Below are 16,356 nucleotides of genomic sequence, written 5' to 3'. Positions count from 1 at the left end.
GCGGTGCCCTAAAAACAGGGAGCCGCGGGCCTTCATTGGGCTTTTTGTCTATACGCCAACCCTCAACAAGCCCTTTGCTTGGTTTTGGGTTGCGCTAAGCCGAACGCTCTACAGCGGCTTTACCGCATGCGTTGCCCAAAACGTGGGGATGTTCATCTCATGCAGGCGTCCCTCGCCATAGGTGTCCTCGTAGCAGTCGACCAGTTGGAACCCGGCCTGCAGTTGGCCGCGAATCTGGTCTTCCAGCGTGTGCGAGAACTGGATTCCGTCCTCAACCGGGTCAAGCGCTGCCATGTGCTCGGGATTAACCAGCGGATTGAACGGCAGGCTGTAGATCGCGCGCTCTTCGTCGGGGTAGTCGAACACGTAGCCAAAGCCGTTGTCTAGCCCCGCAAGCAGCCTGCCGCCGGGTTTCAAAATGCGGTTGCACTCGAGCCAAAGCGGCTTGACTTCTTCAATGTAGCAATTGGAGACCGGGTGAAAGATCATATCGAAGCTCGCGTCCTCAAAGGGCAGGGGTTTGGACATGTCGGCGCGAACAATCTCGATCTCATAACCCTCGCGCTGGGCGACCATTCGCTCAGATTCAAGCTGGCTGGGGGTGTAGTCCAGTACGGTGCATACGGCGCCAAGGGCGGCGAAGATGGGCATCTGCTGCGCGCCGCCGCAGGCGAGTCCAAGCACGCGCAGGCCCGTCATGTCTGCCGGATACCATTCGTGCGGAACCGGCTTGGTCGGCGTGAGCAGCATTTCCCAGTCGCCTTGGCATGCGCGCAGATAGTCCTCATGGGTTATGGACGTGCCCCATTCCCAGCCGTCTGCATTCCATCCGTCGATTGCTCGAGCGTTGGCATCAGCGTAGTTGTCTCGTGTTATGGCGTCTGTCATGGGCGGCCTTTCTATTTGTCCTCTTCAAACTCGATCGTAATTATGCCGTTGTCGCTCAGCGCGCGCACAATGCGGGTGGCGCCCAGGTTGCTCGCGGGTGCCGTGACCGTACCGTTGGCGGATGACGCGTCAATAACGTATGCGCTGGACGACCCCACATATCCCAGCGTGATCATGCCGTTGTTGGACGTGTACTCGCCGTCTGCCACATCGAGCTCGCGCCCGGTGATGGTGCCGTTATCCGCTGCGACAACCAGTTTTGCGCAAGCCAGATGCGCCAGCGCTATGGTGCCGTTGTCCGCGCGGACACTGGCCTGATCAAACGTGCTCTCCTTTACAGTCGCCTTGCCGTTTCCACTGGTTGCGCTGGCGTCTTTGGACGAGCAGCCAATAACGCCCACCTCTCCGTTGTCGCTTTGCGCACGGAGCGTGTCCGCGGCGACGTTGTTGAGCATGACCACGCCATCATTAGAGGTGGCGTCGAGCGTCTTGGCGCTCACGTCGCTCGCCCACACCTCGCCGCTTGATGACACAAGCGTGCAGGACGAGATTCCTTCAAGATCCGTCGCCGTGGTGCTGGCGAAGTCGTTGCTCACGCTGATATCGCCCGTAAAGCTCTTGGGCACGCGCACCACCGTGGTGTCATCCTGCCCCTTGTCCATCAGGTTGATCTCAATGGATCCAATCGATTCGGTCTCTTTAAAAGAAAGCGTCAGCACGCCGTTCTCATCCTTAACGTCGGCGGTGCGGTTGGCGTTTGTCCAATACACCAGCTCGATGGCATCGCCGTCCGCGGGCACAAGCTTCACGTTGCCAAATTCGCTCTCTACGCGGATCGCCTTGTGAGGTGCCGTCGACTCCGCTTCAAGCGTTTTGGTCTGTCTATCGAACTTGTTAACGTGGGTGGAGAGCTTTGCAAGGTCGAAGCCGGCTGCGGCCCAAGCGCCGCCGGCGAGCACCGCTCCTCCCGCAATGAGCGCGACGGACACTATGAGCAGGGTCTTCTTAACGTTACGCATCAAGGGCACCTTCTTTCGAAGCGGGGGATGTGCTGGACGAGTTTCCCGAGAGATCGCCGGGCGTATTTGCGGGCGTATCCACATCCACGGGTGCGGGCACGGGATTAGCCTTAACAAACAGCCCCCGCACCCAGCGCGCGAAGTCGCGGGTGAGAAGCGCCAGCTGCTTGCTTACGCCCATCACGCCAAACGTTGCCAGGAGGCCCGCTCCGCACGCCATAAGGCAGAGCCCTAAGGCAAAGAAGCTCGAGAGCGCAAACCCGCGTGCAAGGATGTTGGCGAAGACAAACAGCCCTAAAGGCCCCATACCAATAAGGATGACAACCAGCATCCACATGGCGGCGATAATCAGCCAAATAGCCAGGTAGATGCATAGCGCGGCCAGCGCCAGCGCGCCCGCAACCGGCACCCAAACAGGGGAGAACAGGGCTAGCAGCACAATATTGAGCGTGCGGCTGCCGGTGTTCGCCTTGGCGATCGCACGGGGAATGGGCGGAATCTCGCTTGCTATCTGCCGCGCAATCTCGTCCACATCGCCCAGGCTTGCAACTGCATCATCTTCCGACATGCCGTCCTCGACGCGGTCGCTGATCGCCTCGTCGTAAAACGCGATGGCCTGCTGCGCCTCTGCATGCGGAAGCTTGGCGAGCGCTCGTTCCAGCGCGGCGAGAAAATCCTGCTTGGTCATTGCGATGCACCTCGTTTCACAAAATCATAGATTGAAAGAATATCGGCCTGCTCGGCCAAAAACTCGTCGATGCGCTGCGTGCCCTCTTGGGTTAGGCGGTAGTACTTGCGCAGGCGCCCGTTGTGCTCCACGGAGTACGCGGTTAGGCAGTCGGCCTTCTCCAGGCGCTTGAGCAGCGGGTAGAGCGTGGATTCCGTCAATCCCAGCACGTCGGGCACGTCTTTCACTATCTGGTAGCCGTAGCTGTCGCCGCCGCGCAACGACGCCAGCACGCAGATCTCCAGGAAGCCTCGCTTCATCTGTGCGTCCATGATACCTCCTTTCGACTCATACTATATGACGCATAGTATAAGGCGTCAACGGGGTTAAGAATTTCTTTAGACGAGGAAAGGGAGGAGTATCATTGCAGGTGGGTTTTCGCTTGGTCTTATTGCTGGACAAAGACCGGTAGCGCCCTACGTTGCATGGAGGTGCCATGGCTACAACTACTACTTTGCATTTTGACGATGTTGACATGCGGGCTGCTGCTGATCTTTTACAGGCCATGGGGCTTACGCTCGATGAGTATCTCTATATGGCGTTAAAGCAGCTCATTATCCAGCGGCGCGTTCCGTTTGAAGTGCTTCCCGCGGAAGATCGCCCTGTTGGGGAGACCCGCCGCGCGCTGATCGCGGCAGAAGCGAAAGAGCTTGGCATTATCGAAGATGATGTGCGCTCTTTCAAAACGGCGGAAGAGGCCATGGGGTGGCTCGATGACGACCGGAGCTGATGCTGCCGATTTACTGCGCTATGAACCGTCGGGTAAGATCGAGGCTCTGACCTAGGAAAAGCGCAAACAACAGATGGGCGCCGCAAGGACGCCCTTCTGCCTTCTATTAAATGCTGCTAGCAGATGCCGGCATGCTATGCAGCTGCTACTGAACGGGAACCGTCAGGTCGCCCACGGTGATGCTGGTGATATCGTCGACATCGCGAATCTGGTCGAAGAACCAGGTCTTCTGCACCACGGTTTTGCCGTCCTGCTGCCAAGAGGTGTAGCCGCTGCCAAGCTCTTGCGTGGTGCCATCGGCAAAGGTGACGGTGAAGTCGCCATGTCCTACGCGTTTTTCGGCATCTGTTTCAAGGCCGGTTGGTCCCGATGCTTCGTCCGTAGCATCAACCGTATAGGTGATGGTGGCGCCAAGCGGGGAGACGACAAGCTCGTCCACAACGGCGCTGCTGCCATTGATGGTGAACGTCTGGCCCGCAGGCAGGTCGACGGAGAGGTCCTCATAGTCGATCTTGAAGGACATGTTCCAGTCTCCGGTGGCAATTGCCTGCGAAGGCAGGTTGCGCCCATCTTTTCCAACGCGGGTAAAGCCAATTTCGGTAGCGTTGAAGTGCAGTGTCTCGCCAACGAGGGAGACGCCGGACCCGCCGAAGCTCATCATCTCAACAAGCTGAATGGCGTTGTCCGTGGGGTCGGCATCAAAGGTGTAGCGCGTACCTCCGCTCGCATCAATGCCAAGGCGCAGCGCGGTTAGCGCGTTGATGCTTCCGCCGCCATCGAGGACGCGGTTATAGGTGCCGTTCTGGTTCATATCGAGCTCGTCGAACGCCGTTCCGTCGTCCTTCTCGATGGTGTAGACCACCGCGTAGGCGTTGCGCATGCCTATGATGGCGTCGGCCGTGATGGTGATGCCGTTGCTTGTGCAGCTGGCGCCTATGGGCCGTCCAATCTGGTCGATAAGCTCGGTCTGCGCTGGGCCGGCGCCAAAGACGGCGGCGAGCGAGTCCGCCGCGCGGGCGAGCGTGCCCGTGGCGTAGGCGGTCCCTCCGCCCAGCGCCAGCACGGCGGCGATACCTATGGCGGCGGCGATCCTGTGCGGGCTGCGACGGCGTACGCGCTGCGACCTGTCGGTGCGGCTACTGCCGCGGCGCTCGTCGCTGCGAGCACCCGTCGCCGGCTGCGTTCCGTGCAGCTCCAGCACCTTGTTCGACCTCGCGGCGGCTTTAAGCCGTTGCGCCATGCGGACCTTCTGCTCATCGGAGAAGCAGAGCTGGTCCAGCTCGGTGCGATACGTATCGCTATCAAAGGTTGTCACGGTCGGCTCCCTTCAAAACGGGGCGTAGCATGGTGCGCCCGCGGCTCAGTCGGGTCGCTATGGCGGATTCGCTCGCACCTACCAGCTCCGCGATCTGCTTGATCGAGTACCCCTCGTAATAGTGCAGGTAGATTGCCTCGCGATAATTCGCGGGCAGGTTCATGACGCTTTGCAGCACGCTCTGCGAACGCGCCGCCAGCTGCGCTTCGGTCGCATATGGCGCGCTTGCGGGCTCGGACGCATCATCAAGTGCGACAGTGGCCCGGGCTCCGCGGCTCTTCAGCAGGTCCTTGCATGCGTTTGCCGCCACGCGGATGATCCATGCGCGCTCGTGGTCTGCCGAGAAAAATCGCTGCGGGCGCTGCAGAACCTTGAGCAGAACGTCCTGGCATATATCCTCCGCGTCCTGCGTGCTGCGCAGGTATGTGTAGCACACGCGCAAGATGGCGTTCGCATAGGTGTCCACCAGACGCTCGGGTTCGGTCGCGTAGGTGCGGTTGGGGCATGCGGCCTTCACGCATTGTTGCTTCGCCATGATTTCACCTCGCTTCGGTCGTCGTTGTTTTTGGACGAGGGACCGGTTTCGATATCTCCCTCTACCAACAATACGATTCGCGTTCCAAAACTTGGCAATCACAGGCAAAAAAATGCGCGACGCAATCTCGCCGCGCATCAAGGCTCATTTCAAATGGGTTATTTCAAATCCGTCCGCGCTCCCGCGCCTCTTACCCACACGCGGTCGTAATCGCGCAGCATCATGATGGTGAGCACCACGCCAAGAGAAAGGGGAGCGGTCTTTTGGTCCACCAGTTCAATCCCGTATGCCACGCGGTTCAGCGCGGGCTGCACATGTACGCGGGCCGTCACGGAGCCGTTGCGCGTCACGGCGAAATCGTCGCCCATGAGGTTGCCCTCAACGCCCACGCCCTCGCCGTCGATGCGGATCACGTCGCGGTAGCCGGTGTCAAAGCGAATCTCGCGGCGCAGCTGCACGCGGTCAAATCCATCCATGCGCACCTGGAACACGGGATGATGCAAAGCGTGCTTGCGGGCGATGCTGCCCACGCGCCCGCTCTTCTCGTCGATGATGAAATAGAGCGCTCGGCTAAAGAACGATGCCGCGCGCACCAAGCGGTATGCAAGCCCGCACGTGTCGGTGATATCAGCGTTTTCAAACTTGCCATACAACGGGTTTCCCAGCGACCGCAGGCCAAAAAGGCTCAGGTCCTCCTCATCGGATCCGTCGGTCTTGCTTTCGTTTGTGCCGCTGGCGTTAATCGCGGAGCTCGCCAGCAGAATGTGGTTCTTGTCGCGAGCGAATGCCTGCGCCATCACCTGGTCGTCGTCCTTCACCATCTGGTCCAGCGTGACGCCAAACAGCGCGCTCATAAGCACAAGGCTCTGTATATCCGGCGTGGTGGCACCGCTTTCCCAGTTACTGATGGTGTTTCGGGACACCCAGATGGCATCGGCAAGGTCTGCCTGCGACATGCCAAGCTGCTTGCGTCCGTGCCTGATCTGCTCGGAGAGAATCATTGCCGCCCCTTTCCGTCGGCGGTGCGATTGCGCTCCCGCGCCTCTTATCCACACGCCTGTACACCAAAGAACCCTTAAGGGAATCCCGCGAGATCCCTTAAGGGAACTATAGAATCTTCGTGCCTTTAACGCTGCCAAATACCTTGTGCAACGTCCGCTTTTCAGCGCGATAACCGTTGTGTTCCAGCGTTTTTGGGCGAGGACCAGCTAGATGCTAAATCGCGTTAGCAGCGCAAATGCCAGCGCTAGGGCCCCGTCCATCCTTATTGCTCAACAGGTATATAGCGCTTTGCAGTGTAGGGTCCTAGCGCCAGGCCGATGATGGGCCAGATAAGGGGCGTGAAGTTAGACGGTTCAAGGTCGATGGGTAAGGCCGCCATCGCAACAAGTCCAACTACGGCACCCGGAATACTGACAACGCCCAGAAGGGCGAGAGCTAGGATAACGCCGTCTTTGCGGTTCCAGGTCTCGGGCGTGGGGCGTCCGTCCGCCGGGTGGGCGAAGAGATTCTCCTTGATGGCTTTGTGCGCCTTGTAAACCAAGAAGTACGAGTAGATTCCCGCGATCACGGTCGCCGCCATAAGCGCCTGGAGCATGCCAAATTCCCGTGCAAGATCCGCCGAAGTTTCTATGTTGCCGACCGTCGCCATGTAGAGGGCGGCGGCTGCAATGATCAAGACGGTGCCTATGACGAGGGGGATGATGAATGCCCGCCTTAACGCACGGCGCGATGCCTGGTCCAATGCCGTCCAGTACCGCTTGATAGCGTCCATGGTCGCCTCCGCATCTCTAGGAGTGCTCGGTAATTGCTGCCGGTTAGCGTACTTATTCCCATCGAGCCGTGGAATAAAAGAGCCTCTGCCAATGGTTGGATGCGTTTGGCGAGCGGCTCGCTAGGGATTGCATTGCGCGCATGGCTCGTAGCCCTGGGTCATGACCTCGCTTCTGGTCATGGTGACCTCTTGTTTGTTGCGCGCCTTCATGCGGCTAACGGATCTGCACCCGGGCAGGTGGAATTTGCGCGTATTGGTGTTGAGCACGTAGCTGCGCGCCTGCTCGTCGCTGCTCTGAGCGGCGGTGCCGGCGGGCTCCGCGTTCGCTTCAGCATCCTGCTCGCGCCAGCTGTCGCCCGTGGCGTAGTCGATGCCAACGCCTGGTTGCACGTTATAGCAAAACACGTTGAAGCTCACGGACGCTCCGCCGTCGTCAAGCGAGAGCGCCTCCATGTGCACGCCGCGCGCAACAAGTTCATCGTCCGCAAACACGGGCTCAACGCGCAGCAGCACGCGTCCGCCGGCGTCCACGCAGTTATCGATCCAGTTCTCGAAGGGAAGCATGCCCTGGGTGTTCATGTAGCGCGTGCCGGTGATGAGGTTGAGCTCGTTGGCGCCCTCGCCGGTGAGCTGGTAGCCAATGAGATGGCAGCGATTGTAGAGGTATCTGCCATCGACCAGGTCGTCATATCGTACGGTGTGCCAGCCGGAGGGCTTGATCATGCCGATGCTGCCGCGCGGTTCGGTGGGCTGCGTGTCAGGGCTTACCACTGCCATGGCGGCGCCGCAGCGACCGAGGTTGTCGAGTGGTGAAAACTCTTCTGCTTCCGCGGGGGAGCTTGCCTGCGCCAGCAGGGCTTCAGCGTCGGCGGCGTTGAGGTTGGGCGCGTTGTCGTTGATCGCGGTGTACGGGCTGCCGGAGTAGGCGGGGACCTGCGAATAATCAAAGTCGCTGCTTGTTCCCGGCGTTTGATAGTCGTTAGGGGTGTTGTTTGCAGCTGCGTTTTCCGCGCCGGTTCCGGCGTCGGCATTTCCAATCGCGCTCGATCCCGCGACCGCCTGTGCGGCGCTTCCGGTCGCGGCGCCGGCGCTGGAGCAGCCCGCGCTTCCACCCATGGCAAGCACCAGGGCAAGGATGAGTACGATGAGGATGTGCGGGGCATTGGTCCCGCGGCGCGGGGCCTCCGTGCGGTTCAACATGACGAGCCTTTGGGTTGGGGGATAGCGACGTCGCATAATGATAGCGCCCCGTCCGGACAAGAAAACCTGTCTGGACGGGGCGCTATGGAAAACCCTGCTTCATGTAATGGCGTGTTCGCCGTGCGATGTATGCTAAAAAAGGTTAAATAGTGTTGTAAATAACTATTAATTTCTATATAGTTAATTTAGCGGTTTGTAGAAGGGAGCATACGTGCAACCACCGACTTACCGCGAGATCATCCAACAACTGCTTCGTGAGGGCTTCGTCGAACGAGCGTCCGCAGGCGATCATCGCCGTTTCTCTAAAAACGGCTACAAGGTTACCGTGAGGGACCAGGGCGGCAAGCATGCTACTTGGAGAGAGTGGCAGAGCATCAAGAGGCAGGCAGGGTGGTCTTAATGCACAAGGGCGCGGTGATAGCGCGTCATCGCGCCTGCATAGAATCAACGGAGGGTTTACATGCTTTTGTCCGCTGAGTGCGTTTTGACTCGCGACGGTGATTCGTGGGTGGCGGAATTCCCACAATTCGGCGGTGTTGCGACAAGCGGCAAGACCAGGACCGATGCTCTGAAGGCCGCACGCGAGGTGCTCACCTTGGAGGCGGTGGACCTGATGACCGATGGTGCCTCCGCACCAAGGCAGGCCCATGTGGCAGAGGTTCACGTTGTGAGCGTTGATGTGAGCGATGACGATGTCGAGGCGGCTCGCTGCGTCACCCTTACGGGGGCGGCGGAACGCATTGGGGTAAGCAGCCCGCGCGTGACCGCTCTTGTGAAGTCTGGCGCGCTTGACGTTAGACTTGTGAACGGAAGGCGCATGGTGACGATCGAGAGCGTGAACCGCCTGCTGGCATCGGATAGAAAGCCTGGACGACCCAGGGCTTAGGGCGGGATGTCTGCGGCGGTCGACGATGAGGGCTACAAATGCCGTAGCTCACGCGCATAATAAAAGATTCGCCCAAAGCCGCCATAGCGGTCATTTGGACGAATCCTATCAACTCGGTTGTTAACCCTCTCGGTGAAAGCCACCGGGACGCTCGCCGTATTCTGCGGGCAGGGCGCTCGCTCGCTACACATGCGTTACTTCAAGAACATGCCCTTGCCGTTAAACTCCGCCTGCACGGTGCGCAGCATAAGATCGGTATCGTCCAGGCCAAGGTGCAGCTCGTTCTCGTCTGCGGCAAGGGTGCCGCGGCGGCGCGCCCAGTTCTGCAGGCTCGCGGGAGCGCTCTCGCGCGGCAGGGTGCGCACCTCGCCGTCAACGGAGCGGCAGATGTGGCGCGAGTCGATGACGATGATCTTACCCGCGCGGCGCGCCTCGGCGTAGCCGGGCAGGTGCAGCATGAACCAGCTGTCCTCGAACGCGGCGTTGTGCGCCATGATGGGATACTTCTTCATCAGCTTCAGCAGCTCTTTTTGCAGCTTGGTGTCCAGGCGGAAGGGCGTCTTGCCCTCAAGGTCGCTCCACTGGATGTGGTGGATGTCGGCCAGCGGCACGCCGGTCTCTCGGTACAGGTCGGGGATGCCGCAGTAGAAGGCCTGGGGATCGTGCGGGACGGCGTCGCTGGTGAGCTCCATGATCTCCCAGCCCACGTTGATGATGTAGCCGCGCTCCGGCGCGCGTCCGGTGGTCTCGATGTCGATGCCCAGGACGGTGCCCTTGATGGGCTTGCGCACGTAGGCGACGGAGTACGCGTCGCGGTCGCCGCGGACCTCGCGCGCGACGGCGCTGGCGGCGCGGCCCTGCATCTTGCCGATGGCGGCGCACAGGTCCGCGTCGGAGAGGTTGCGGGCGAGCAACGGGCTGGAGAGGTTGCGCAGACGCGCCTCGCCGATCTGGTCGCAGAGCTCGCGGTTGCGATCCGCCAGGTCCAGGATGACATCGAAGTCGAATCCTGGTTCATCGTTTGCGCGCCATTCGTCCACCAGGGCTTTCAGGGCCTCCTCGCCGCGCTGGCGCTCGGACTCCATGGCGTCGTAGTCGCCGTAGATGAACATGGGGATAAACGGCTGGCGGTAATACTCAAGCGCTTGCTGTGCATTCATATATGTGTGCCTTCCAAACTGATTGTAACGATCGGAAAATAATAGTTTCCCTTGTGAAACTCTGACGCTACAATAGCCTACCTTAGATGGGGCGTTAGGAAAACCGCAAGCGGGGTAACAAATGACTTATACAAAAATCGTCCACCCTATCGCCAAAGTCGTTTTATCAGTCTTCCCCTCATGACGAGTTTTAAATAGTGGATGGCATTAGGAGACCCGACTCTATGGACTTATTGCTGCATTTTGTTGAGCACGCGTTGGAAGACACGCTGTCGCTCGTTCCGTTCCTGTTCGTAACCTACCTGGTGCTCGAGGCGCTTGAGCATGCGGCGGGCAACCGCGTCAACGCCACCGTGCGCCGCGCGGGCGCCGCTGGTCCCGTGGTGGGCGCTGCGCTGGGCGTTTTGCCCCAGTGCGGCTTTTCCGCCATGGCGGCGACCCTGTACGCAGGGCGCGTTGTCACCCTGGGCACGCTGGTGGCCGTGTTTCTCTCTACGTCAGACGAGATGCTGCCCATGTTGCTGGCCGAGCGGGTGGACGCGTCTTCCGTGGCGACGCTGCTTGCCGTCAAGGCTGCGATTGCGCTGATCTCTGGCGTTGTAGTGGATGCCGCCTTGCGCGCGCTGCGCCGTAACGCCCGCGTCCATGCGGCGATTCGCCGTACGGTTTTGGGTCCTAAGTCCTTTGCGGGTGAGGACGGGTCGAGGGCGGCCGATATCATCGACAGCCTCTCGGAAGCGGGGGAGAGCGCCGAGCACATTCACCGTTTGTGCGAGCGCGACCACTGCGGCTGCGAGGAGTCTCACGCCCATCACCATGGGGACGATGGCCATCATGGGCATGGCGACGATGACGATCACCGCGAGTACGCCCACCAAGATGGCGTACTCGGTAGTGGCTCCCATGGCGCTTCCGCTGCGTGCGCTTGCAACCATGGGCATGACCACGGCCATGGACATGATCACGATCACGCGCATGGCGCCGGTGCGATCAAGTCCATTGTCTTGAGCGCGCTTTCGCATACCGTGCAGGTGACGGTCTTCATCTTCATTGTCACCTTCGTGCTGGTGGCGGTTCTGGAGACCGTGGGCGAGCCCGCTATGGAGGCGTTCCTCTCTTCCAACCGCGCCTTTGCCATTTTGGGTTCCACGTTGGTGGGCATCATTCCCAATTGCTCTGCCAGCGTGGTTATCACGCAGCTTTACCTTGAGGGCGTGCTGTCGCTGGCACCCGCTATGGCAGGCCTTTTAGTGTCCGCCGGCGTGGGCTATCTGGTGCTGTTCCGCACCAACCGCAGTATGCGCGAGAACGTAGCGATTCTGATCTTGCTGTATCTGGTCGCCGTTCTTTGGGGCTTGGTGCTGATGTTGCTGGGCTTCTAGCGAGGCTTGCGGTTGGTCGCGCTTGCTTGCGCTGAATGTCCGTCTTGGGCGTCCGCTGGCATTCCGTTGTGTCTTTGCGTTGGCTCCGTTGGATGGGGGTCTACCATGGTCGATCGCACGCGTAGGGTTAGGGCTACGGGGCGAGGAGCGCCTGCCGGCAGGCGCCCGGCTGGTGGCAGGCATATGGCCGGTGGCAGGCGCGGGGCCGTTGCGGGGCGCATGGCAGGTGGCGGGCGCCGTCATCGTCCAAAATCACCGAAAGGCGCGCGTTCTTCTAAGCGTGTTGTGCTTGCTGTGCTGGCAGCGCTGCTGATTCTGGGTACGGGCGTTGCAGGGCTTGCAGGTTTGGTGGCTACGGGCAACGTCAACGTGACATCTGCTTCTAGGCCGGAAAACAAATATACGGGCGTGCTGGCGCCGTATGCGTGCGCGTCCGATGCAGATGGCGACGGGGTGGATGACCAGACCGATATCTTGTCTGCGGCGCTGCGCTATGTGCAGACCAAACCCGTGTATCGCAGCGAGTACTATTCGGGCGGGTATCCGGATGACGGCTGCGGCGTGTGCACCGACGTGGTGGCGTTTGCCCTGCGCGATGCGGGCTACGATCTGCAGGCGCTGGTGGCGACCGATATCACCGAGCACCCGGATGACTACGGACTGGACGCACCGGATCCCGCGATCGACTTTAGACGCGTGCGCAACCTCAAGGTGTTCTTTGCCAGGCATGCTGCCCAACTAACGCGCGACGTTCACGCGATCGATGAGTGGCAGGGCGGCGACATTGCGATTTTTGATTCGCATATTGGCATAGTGTCCGATCGGCGAAACGAGAACGGCGTGCCCTACCTTATCCACCATAACGCGCCCTCCCAGCTATCCTATGAGGAGGACGTGCTGGAAGGGCGCGATGATTTGGTGATGCATGTGCGGATGGGATGCGAATGAGGATGGGGTGCGTTTAAGGATGACGCCGAACGCGATGTTGGGCTGCTAGGCGATCTTGCCAAACGTGAACGCGCGGACCAGCAGGGTGATGCCCAGCACGGTGAGCGCGGCTCCAGCGAACAGCACAAGCATGTCCGTGGATTCAAGCGGGAACATGAGCACCACGATGCCTGCCAAAATCGACAGCACGCCGGAGAAGATGGCGAAGCCGCGGTTGTGGACGGCGGCGGATTCGACCAGCGTCATGACGCCTTCGATGATCCAGCCAAAGCCGGTAGCCATCACTACAAAGGTTGCGAGCGTTGCCGCGGAGAGCGCTTGGTTGCGCACCATTATGAGTCCGCCAAAGATTAGAAGCAGGCTGGTGATGATGTTGAGCGCTCGCCAGCCGCCCGGCAGCAGCGGCGTCCAAATGGCGGTGGCAAGGCGGATGATGCCCGCCACTATAAAGTAGATGCCCAGCACCACGGTGAGCACCACTAGGGTCTTTACCGGCCAGAACAGCAGCGCCAGGCCGGCGAGCAGGCCCACGGCTCCCGTGATGCCGTACAGGCGGCGCACGGTGGTGATGACGTGGTCTATCATGTTGTACTCGTCAAAATAAAAAGGATCCGCGTGGTCTAGCGAGTGCTTGTCGAAGAACGTCATGATGAGGACCTCCAATTGTACAGGTGTGTAATAATCCTCAAGTGTGGTATACCCATTTAAGAGCGTGCTAACAAATGATTGCGTCCACCAATGCTACAATCGCCTGCGACGGGACATGAGACCAAGGGGGATGCAATGCCGGCAACGCTGTACCTGGTTCGCCACGGCAGGACCATGTTTAACGAGAAGCGCGTTATCCAGGGCTGGTGCGATTCGCCGCTGACCCGCGAGGGCGAGGAGCAGGCTGCCCGCGTCGGCCGCTATTTCGCCCACGAGGGCGTCTTTTTCGACCATGCATATGCCTCAACGTTGGCGCGCACGCATCAGACCATAGAGGCGATAACCGATATGCCCTACGGGCGTGAACCGGGCCTGCGCGAGTGGTTCTTTGGCGCCTATGAGGGAGAGCGCGTCGATCTTATGCCTGCGCGCCCCTGGGGCGATTACTTTGTTCAGTTTGGGGGCGAGGGCGAGCGGGAGTTCCATGCGCGCATCTGCTCTACGCTTCGCGAGATCATGGCGCGGCCCGGACATGAGAGCGTGCTGGTGGTGAGCCATGGGTCCGCCTGCCGCGAGTTTATGCTGGAGTGGCGCGAGGGTCAGGACCTGGGTTATCCGGATGTTCCCGGCAACTGCTCTGTTATGCGCTACGCCTTCGACGGCGAGCGCTTTGAGCTGGTTCGCGTTGTGGAACAGGACGAGATGCGCGCGGTGTTGGGCGAGTAGGGCGCGTGGTGCTGTTGTGGTGCGCAGCCCGTTTGCAGAGTCGCGGCTTTAGCGCTTCGCGGCCTCGGCAGACAATCGATGCCTTCTGTAATCGTTTCTCAGTTGACCGCAATTGTGTTCTCTTTGATTTATGAGTGCCACAACACAGTTTGGGGTGCAATCGCAATAGAACCAGCGGAGCCCGTCTCTCGTGAAATTGGCGCGGGCGACGCAAGGGGTTTACTTTAAGGACTCGGTGGTACCCGAGTCCTTACTTTTGCCTTTCGTCTTCCGCGATGTGCTTACGTCGATTCCATCGTTCGGACAGCTCCAAGAGCAGCCTTGCGATGCTTGAAAGCGCTCCAAGGGCGCGAATGACTTGCAGGATTGTATCTATAGGCTTTGCTCCTCTCTTGAGAAGCGCCGCCCGCACGCGGACTCCGCCGGATCTGTCCTCATACTGCATATGCCTTTTATCTAAACGCTATAACAATGAGCATATTTGATTGCTGTTTATTGATGCTGCTCACCGGTGGCCGCTGATATTGTCCTAGAAAAAAAGACGCCGATTCCGCTTGTTGTGGAATCGGCGTCTTGCGTTGTGATTGGCTAAGCGCTGGTTGCTTACTTGCGGATTTGGTGGATGAACAGGCCGCTGCGAAGCTTGGGTTCAAACCAAGTGGATTTGGGCGGCATGAGCAGCCCTGCATCTGCCACGGCGAGCAGCTGGTCGATTCCCGTGGCGCACATGGAGAACGCGACGCCCTCGGTGCCGGCGCGACGCTCGAGCTCGTCCGTACCGCGAATGCCGCCAACAAAGCTGATGCGCGGGTCCAGACGGGGGTCGCCAATGCCCAAAATGGGCGAGAGCACCTGCTCTTGCAGGATGGAGACATCCAACGCGGAGACGGGGTCCGCCGCTGCGACCCGCTGCGCAAGCTCCTGGCCAAGCGACAGGTTCCACCATTGACCATCTGCGAACATGCCCATGCGCCCGGCTTCCTGTGGAGTTACGGGTGCATTCGCCGGCTCGACCGTGAAGCCCGCTTGGCGAACGCGCTCGACCAGCTGATCGGCACTGAGGCCGCAGCGGTCTTGGACCACGCGGTTATAGGGCAGGATGGTGAGTTGGCTTGCTGGGAACAGCACGGAGAGGAAGTAGTTGAACGGCTCACGTCCGGTGTAGGTGCCCGCCGCTTTCGCCTCTTCGCGCATTTGCTGGGCGACCTTGACGGCGCTTGCGGTTCGATGATGGCCATCTGCGATGTAGGCGCAGGGGATGTGCTGGAACATGGCCGCGATGGCCTCGACCGTGTCTGAGCGCTTGACCTCCCACACGGTTTGGCGCACGTTTTCCTCGTCCACAAAATCATAGAGCGGGGTCGCCATTTTGGCAGCGCCCAGGATCATGTCGAGTACGGGCTGGTCGCGATACGCCAGGAAGATGGGGCCGGTTTGGCAGCCCAGCGCGCGGATGTGCTCTATGCGGTCGCGTTCCTTGTCCTCGCGGGTGAGCTCGTGGCGCTTGATGGTGCCGTCTTCGTACTCGTCTACGGAACATACGGCGACCAGGCCGGTTTGCACGCGACCATCCATCTCGAGCTCGTAGATGTAGTAGCAGCGGTTTGGGTCGCGCATGTAGATGCGGGAGTCGATGCGGTCCTGCATGAGCTGGGCGGCGCGCTGGTAGACCTCCGGCGTGTACATGTCCTGGTCCGCGGGGAACTGCGTCTCCGGACGGTCGATATTGAGGAACGACAGCGGGCGGTCGACTACGTAGTCGGCGGCCTCTTTGCGGTCGAAGACGTCGTAGGGAAGCGAGGCCGCCTGCGCGGCGTGCTGCGGCAGGGGTCGTATGCAGGGAAAGGGCAATGCCTTCATGGGGGATCCTCCTTGTTGGTGGCGTTATGCCGTTTTCTCATTGTACGTGCTGCGCGACGGGCGCGCACGCGCCGCTGAGAGGGTTATTGGAAGGGTAACGTTGGCGTGGCGCGCGTTAAAAAGGAAGCAGAAGCAACAAGGACATTGGGCTGAGCCCTGGTCCTTTGGCATTCAAACGATTTTTACTTTCGAATCTCATGAAGTTGTTCAGAACGAACACATGTTCTATAATGATACAAGGGGATTTACAATAGTAATGCGAGGCGATACTATGATTCTATCCTATGCCGATAAAGAGACCGAAAGATTGGCACGAGGAGAAAGGGTGAGACGCTTTTTGCCATTCGAGCGCGTCGCTTTGCGTAAGCTGCGACAACTTGAATTAGCCGCAAGCATTAATGATCTGAGGATTCCTCCGGGTAATCGGTTGGAAATCCTTCAGGGTGATCGCTTTGGTCAGCATAGCATCAGAATAAACGATTGCTTTCGAATCTGTTTTCGATGGACATCAGCGGGTCCTCAAGATGTTGAGATAGTTGATTATCATTAAAGTGGTGA

At 59.8% G+C, this 16,356-nt stretch carries 19 protein-coding genes; 7 read left to right on the top strand and 12 right to left on the bottom strand.

Translation table 11 applies throughout. The features are described from left to right. Window positions 1-108: 108 nt before the first annotated feature. From B3H65_RS02755 to B3H65_RS02740, 4 genes are read right to left on the bottom strand one after another with little or no spacing between them, the layout of a single operon-like run. Entirely contained in the window at window positions 109-888 is a 780-nt protein-coding gene (locus tag B3H65_RS02755) for a class I SAM-dependent methyltransferase (RefSeq protein WP_286684049.1), read from the bottom strand. A gap of 11 nt (window positions 889-899) precedes the next feature. Continuing rightward, window positions 900-1,907 carry a DUF4097 family beta strand repeat-containing protein gene (locus B3H65_RS02750; RefSeq protein WP_286684048.1) on the bottom strand — a complete coding sequence of 336 codons (1,008 nt, stop codon included), beginning with the start codon at window positions 1,905-1,907 and terminating at the stop codon, window positions 900-902. Beyond that, on the bottom strand, window positions 1,900-2,595 hold the full coding sequence (locus B3H65_RS02745; RefSeq protein ID WP_286684047.1) for a DUF1700 domain-containing protein: 696 nt from the start codon (window positions 2,593-2,595) through the stop codon (window positions 1,900-1,902). Before B3H65_RS02745 ends, B3H65_RS02750 begins: the two co-directional genes overlap by 8 nt. After that, complete coding sequence (locus B3H65_RS02740; protein ID WP_286684046.1) at window positions 2,592-2,906, bottom strand: PadR family transcriptional regulator; 315 nt, start codon at window positions 2,904-2,906, stop codon at window positions 2,592-2,594. The genes B3H65_RS02745 and B3H65_RS02740 overlap by 4 nt, the downstream gene beginning before the upstream one ends. A gap of 164 nt (window positions 2,907-3,070) precedes the next feature. Between B3H65_RS02740 and B3H65_RS02735 the strand changes: the two genes are divergently transcribed. Next, complete coding sequence (locus B3H65_RS02735) at window positions 3,071-3,364, top strand: type II toxin-antitoxin system RelB/DinJ family antitoxin (RefSeq protein WP_117679002.1); 294 nt, start codon at window positions 3,071-3,073, stop codon at window positions 3,362-3,364. A gap of 145 nt (window positions 3,365-3,509) precedes the next feature. Here the strand turns inward: B3H65_RS02735 and B3H65_RS02730 are convergent, their stop codons facing one another. The 5 genes from B3H65_RS02730 to B3H65_RS02710 all read right to left on the bottom strand — a co-directional run bounded on the left by B3H65_RS02730 (window position 3,510) and on the right by B3H65_RS02710 (window position 8,188). Then, window positions 3,510-4,679, bottom strand: coding sequence for a DUF4179 domain-containing protein (locus B3H65_RS02730; RefSeq protein ID WP_286684045.1), 1,170 nt, complete (start codon window positions 4,677-4,679; stop codon window positions 3,510-3,512). Next, the gene (locus B3H65_RS02725) at window positions 4,666-5,214 is read right to left on the bottom strand and encodes an RNA polymerase sigma factor (protein WP_286684044.1); all 549 of its coding nucleotides are present in this window, start codon (window positions 5,212-5,214) and stop codon (window positions 4,666-4,668) included. Before B3H65_RS02725 ends, B3H65_RS02730 begins: the two co-directional genes overlap by 14 nt. 158 nt (window positions 5,215-5,372) lie before the next feature. Further along, window positions 5,373-6,215, bottom strand: a complete 843-nt coding sequence (locus tag B3H65_RS02720) for a helix-turn-helix domain-containing protein (RefSeq protein ID WP_286684043.1) — start codon at window positions 6,213-6,215, stop codon at window positions 5,373-5,375. Between the two features lie 263 nt (window positions 6,216-6,478). After that, window positions 6,479-6,988 (bottom strand): hypothetical protein, encoded by a 510-nt coding sequence (locus tag B3H65_RS02715; RefSeq protein WP_286684042.1) that lies wholly within the window; start codon window positions 6,986-6,988, stop codon window positions 6,479-6,481. Between the two features lie 120 nt (window positions 6,989-7,108). Next, window positions 7,109-8,188, bottom strand: coding sequence for a DNA/RNA non-specific endonuclease (locus B3H65_RS02710; protein WP_286684041.1), 1,080 nt, complete (start codon window positions 8,186-8,188; stop codon window positions 7,109-7,111). A gap of 211 nt (window positions 8,189-8,399) precedes the next feature. Here B3H65_RS02710 and B3H65_RS02705 point away from each other — a divergent pair, with 211 nt between their 5' ends. Both B3H65_RS02705 and B3H65_RS02700 read left to right on the top strand, forming a co-directional pair. Next, complete coding sequence (locus B3H65_RS02705) at window positions 8,400-8,588, top strand: type II toxin-antitoxin system HicA family toxin (RefSeq protein ID WP_040362069.1); 189 nt, start codon at window positions 8,400-8,402, stop codon at window positions 8,586-8,588. Window positions 8,589-8,648: 60 nt separating this feature from the next. Beyond that, complete coding sequence (locus B3H65_RS02700; RefSeq protein WP_278562448.1) at window positions 8,649-9,074, top strand: type II toxin-antitoxin system HicB family antitoxin; 426 nt, start codon at window positions 8,649-8,651, stop codon at window positions 9,072-9,074. Window positions 9,075-9,268: 194 nt separating this feature from the next. On the opposite strand, the gene B3H65_RS02695 is transcribed toward B3H65_RS02700, so the two are convergent. After that, complete coding sequence (locus tag B3H65_RS02695; RefSeq protein ID WP_009140118.1) at window positions 9,269-10,234, bottom strand: DNA polymerase; 966 nt, start codon at window positions 10,232-10,234, stop codon at window positions 9,269-9,271. Between the two features lie 224 nt (window positions 10,235-10,458). Between B3H65_RS02695 and B3H65_RS02690 the strand changes: the two genes are divergently transcribed. Continuing rightward, window positions 10,459-11,616 carry a putative manganese transporter gene (locus B3H65_RS02690; protein WP_286684040.1) on the top strand — a complete coding sequence of 386 codons (1,158 nt, stop codon included), beginning with the start codon at window positions 10,459-10,461 and terminating at the stop codon, window positions 11,614-11,616. A 105-nt stretch (window positions 11,617-11,721) separates the two neighbouring features. Next, window positions 11,722-12,564 carry a DUF1287 domain-containing protein gene (locus tag B3H65_RS02685; protein ID WP_286684039.1) on the top strand — a complete coding sequence of 281 codons (843 nt, stop codon included), beginning with the start codon at window positions 11,722-11,724 and terminating at the stop codon, window positions 12,562-12,564. 45 nt (window positions 12,565-12,609) lie between these two features. Here B3H65_RS02685 and B3H65_RS02680 read toward each other — a convergent pair whose 3' ends face one another. Then, window positions 12,610-13,212 (bottom strand): HdeD family acid-resistance protein, encoded by a 603-nt coding sequence (locus B3H65_RS02680; RefSeq protein ID WP_117679045.1) that lies wholly within the window; start codon window positions 13,210-13,212, stop codon window positions 12,610-12,612. A gap of 135 nt (window positions 13,213-13,347) precedes the next feature. Between B3H65_RS02680 and B3H65_RS02675 the strand changes: the two genes are divergently transcribed. Beyond that, entirely contained in the window at window positions 13,348-13,938 is a 591-nt protein-coding gene (locus B3H65_RS02675; protein ID WP_286684038.1) for a histidine phosphatase family protein, read from the top strand. A 603-nt stretch (window positions 13,939-14,541) separates the two neighbouring features. Here the strand turns inward: B3H65_RS02675 and B3H65_RS02670 are convergent. Beyond that, window positions 14,542-15,798, bottom strand: a complete 1,257-nt coding sequence (locus tag B3H65_RS02670) for a DUF1015 domain-containing protein (protein ID WP_286684037.1) — start codon at window positions 15,796-15,798, stop codon at window positions 14,542-14,544. On the opposite strand from B3H65_RS02670, the gene B3H65_RS02665 reads away from it, so the two are divergent. After that, the gene (locus tag B3H65_RS02665) at window positions 15,773-16,348 is read left to right on the top strand and encodes a type II toxin-antitoxin system RelE/ParE family toxin (protein WP_286684036.1); all 576 of its coding nucleotides are present in this window, start codon (window positions 15,773-15,775) and stop codon (window positions 16,346-16,348) included. The two genes, B3H65_RS02670 and B3H65_RS02665, sit on opposite strands and share 26 nt — an antisense overlap. The last annotated feature ends 8 nt before the right edge of the window (window positions 16,349-16,356 follow it).

The organism is Collinsella sp. UBA1693 (assembly GCF_002320115.1).
GTDB lineage: Bacteria > Actinomycetota > Coriobacteriia > Coriobacteriales > Coriobacteriaceae > Collinsella > Collinsella tanakaei.
Note: the sequence above shows the minus strand (reverse complement) of the source record. Positions and strands in the feature narration are given on the sequence as shown.

Bases quoted from the DNA above. Each gene is read 5' to 3' on its own strand.
- B3H65_RS02755 (WP_286684049.1), bottom strand. From the start codon at position 888: ATGACAGACGCCATAACACGAGACAACTACGCTGATGCCAACGCTCGA.
- B3H65_RS02750 (WP_286684048.1), bottom strand. From the start codon at position 1,907: ATGCGTAACGTTAAGAAGACCCTGCTCATAGTGTCCGTCGCGCTCATT.
- B3H65_RS02745 (WP_286684047.1), bottom strand. From the start codon at position 2,595: ATGACCAAGCAGGATTTTCTCGCCGCGCTGGAACGAGCGCTCGCCAAG.
- B3H65_RS02740 (WP_286684046.1), bottom strand. From the start codon at position 2,906: ATGGACGCACAGATGAAGCGAGGCTTCCTGGAGATCTGCGTGCTGGCG.
- B3H65_RS02735 (WP_117679002.1), top strand. From the start codon at position 3,071: ATGGCTACAACTACTACTTTGCATTTTGACGATGTTGACATGCGGGCT.
- B3H65_RS02725 (WP_286684044.1), bottom strand. From the start codon at position 5,214: ATGGCGAAGCAACAATGCGTGAAGGCCGCATGCCCCAACCGCACCTAC.
- B3H65_RS02720 (WP_286684043.1), bottom strand. From the start codon at position 6,215: ATGATTCTCTCCGAGCAGATCAGGCACGGACGCAAGCAGCTTGGCATG.
- B3H65_RS02715 (WP_286684042.1), bottom strand. From the start codon at position 6,988: ATGGACGCTATCAAGCGGTACTGGACGGCATTGGACCAGGCATCGCGC.
- B3H65_RS02710 (WP_286684041.1), bottom strand. From the start codon at position 8,188: ATGTTGAACCGCACGGAGGCCCCGCGCCGCGGGACCAATGCCCCGCAC.
- B3H65_RS02700 (WP_278562448.1), top strand. From the start codon at position 8,649: ATGCTTTTGTCCGCTGAGTGCGTTTTGACTCGCGACGGTGATTCGTGG.
- B3H65_RS02695 (WP_009140118.1), bottom strand. From the start codon at position 10,234: ATGAATGCACAGCAAGCGCTTGAGTATTACCGCCAGCCGTTTATCCCC.
- B3H65_RS02690 (WP_286684040.1), top strand. From the start codon at position 10,459: ATGGACTTATTGCTGCATTTTGTTGAGCACGCGTTGGAAGACACGCTG.
- B3H65_RS02685 (WP_286684039.1), top strand. From the start codon at position 11,722: ATGGTCGATCGCACGCGTAGGGTTAGGGCTACGGGGCGAGGAGCGCCT.
- B3H65_RS02680 (WP_117679045.1), bottom strand. From the start codon at position 13,212: ATGACGTTCTTCGACAAGCACTCGCTAGACCACGCGGATCCTTTTTAT.
- B3H65_RS02675 (WP_286684038.1), top strand. From the start codon at position 13,348: ATGCCGGCAACGCTGTACCTGGTTCGCCACGGCAGGACCATGTTTAAC.
- B3H65_RS02665 (WP_286684036.1), top strand. From the start codon at position 15,773: ATGCAGGGAAAGGGCAATGCCTTCATGGGGGATCCTCCTTGTTGGTGG.
- B3H65_RS02670 (WP_286684037.1), bottom strand. From the start codon at position 15,798: ATGAAGGCATTGCCCTTTCCCTGCATACGACCCCTGCCGCAGCACGCC.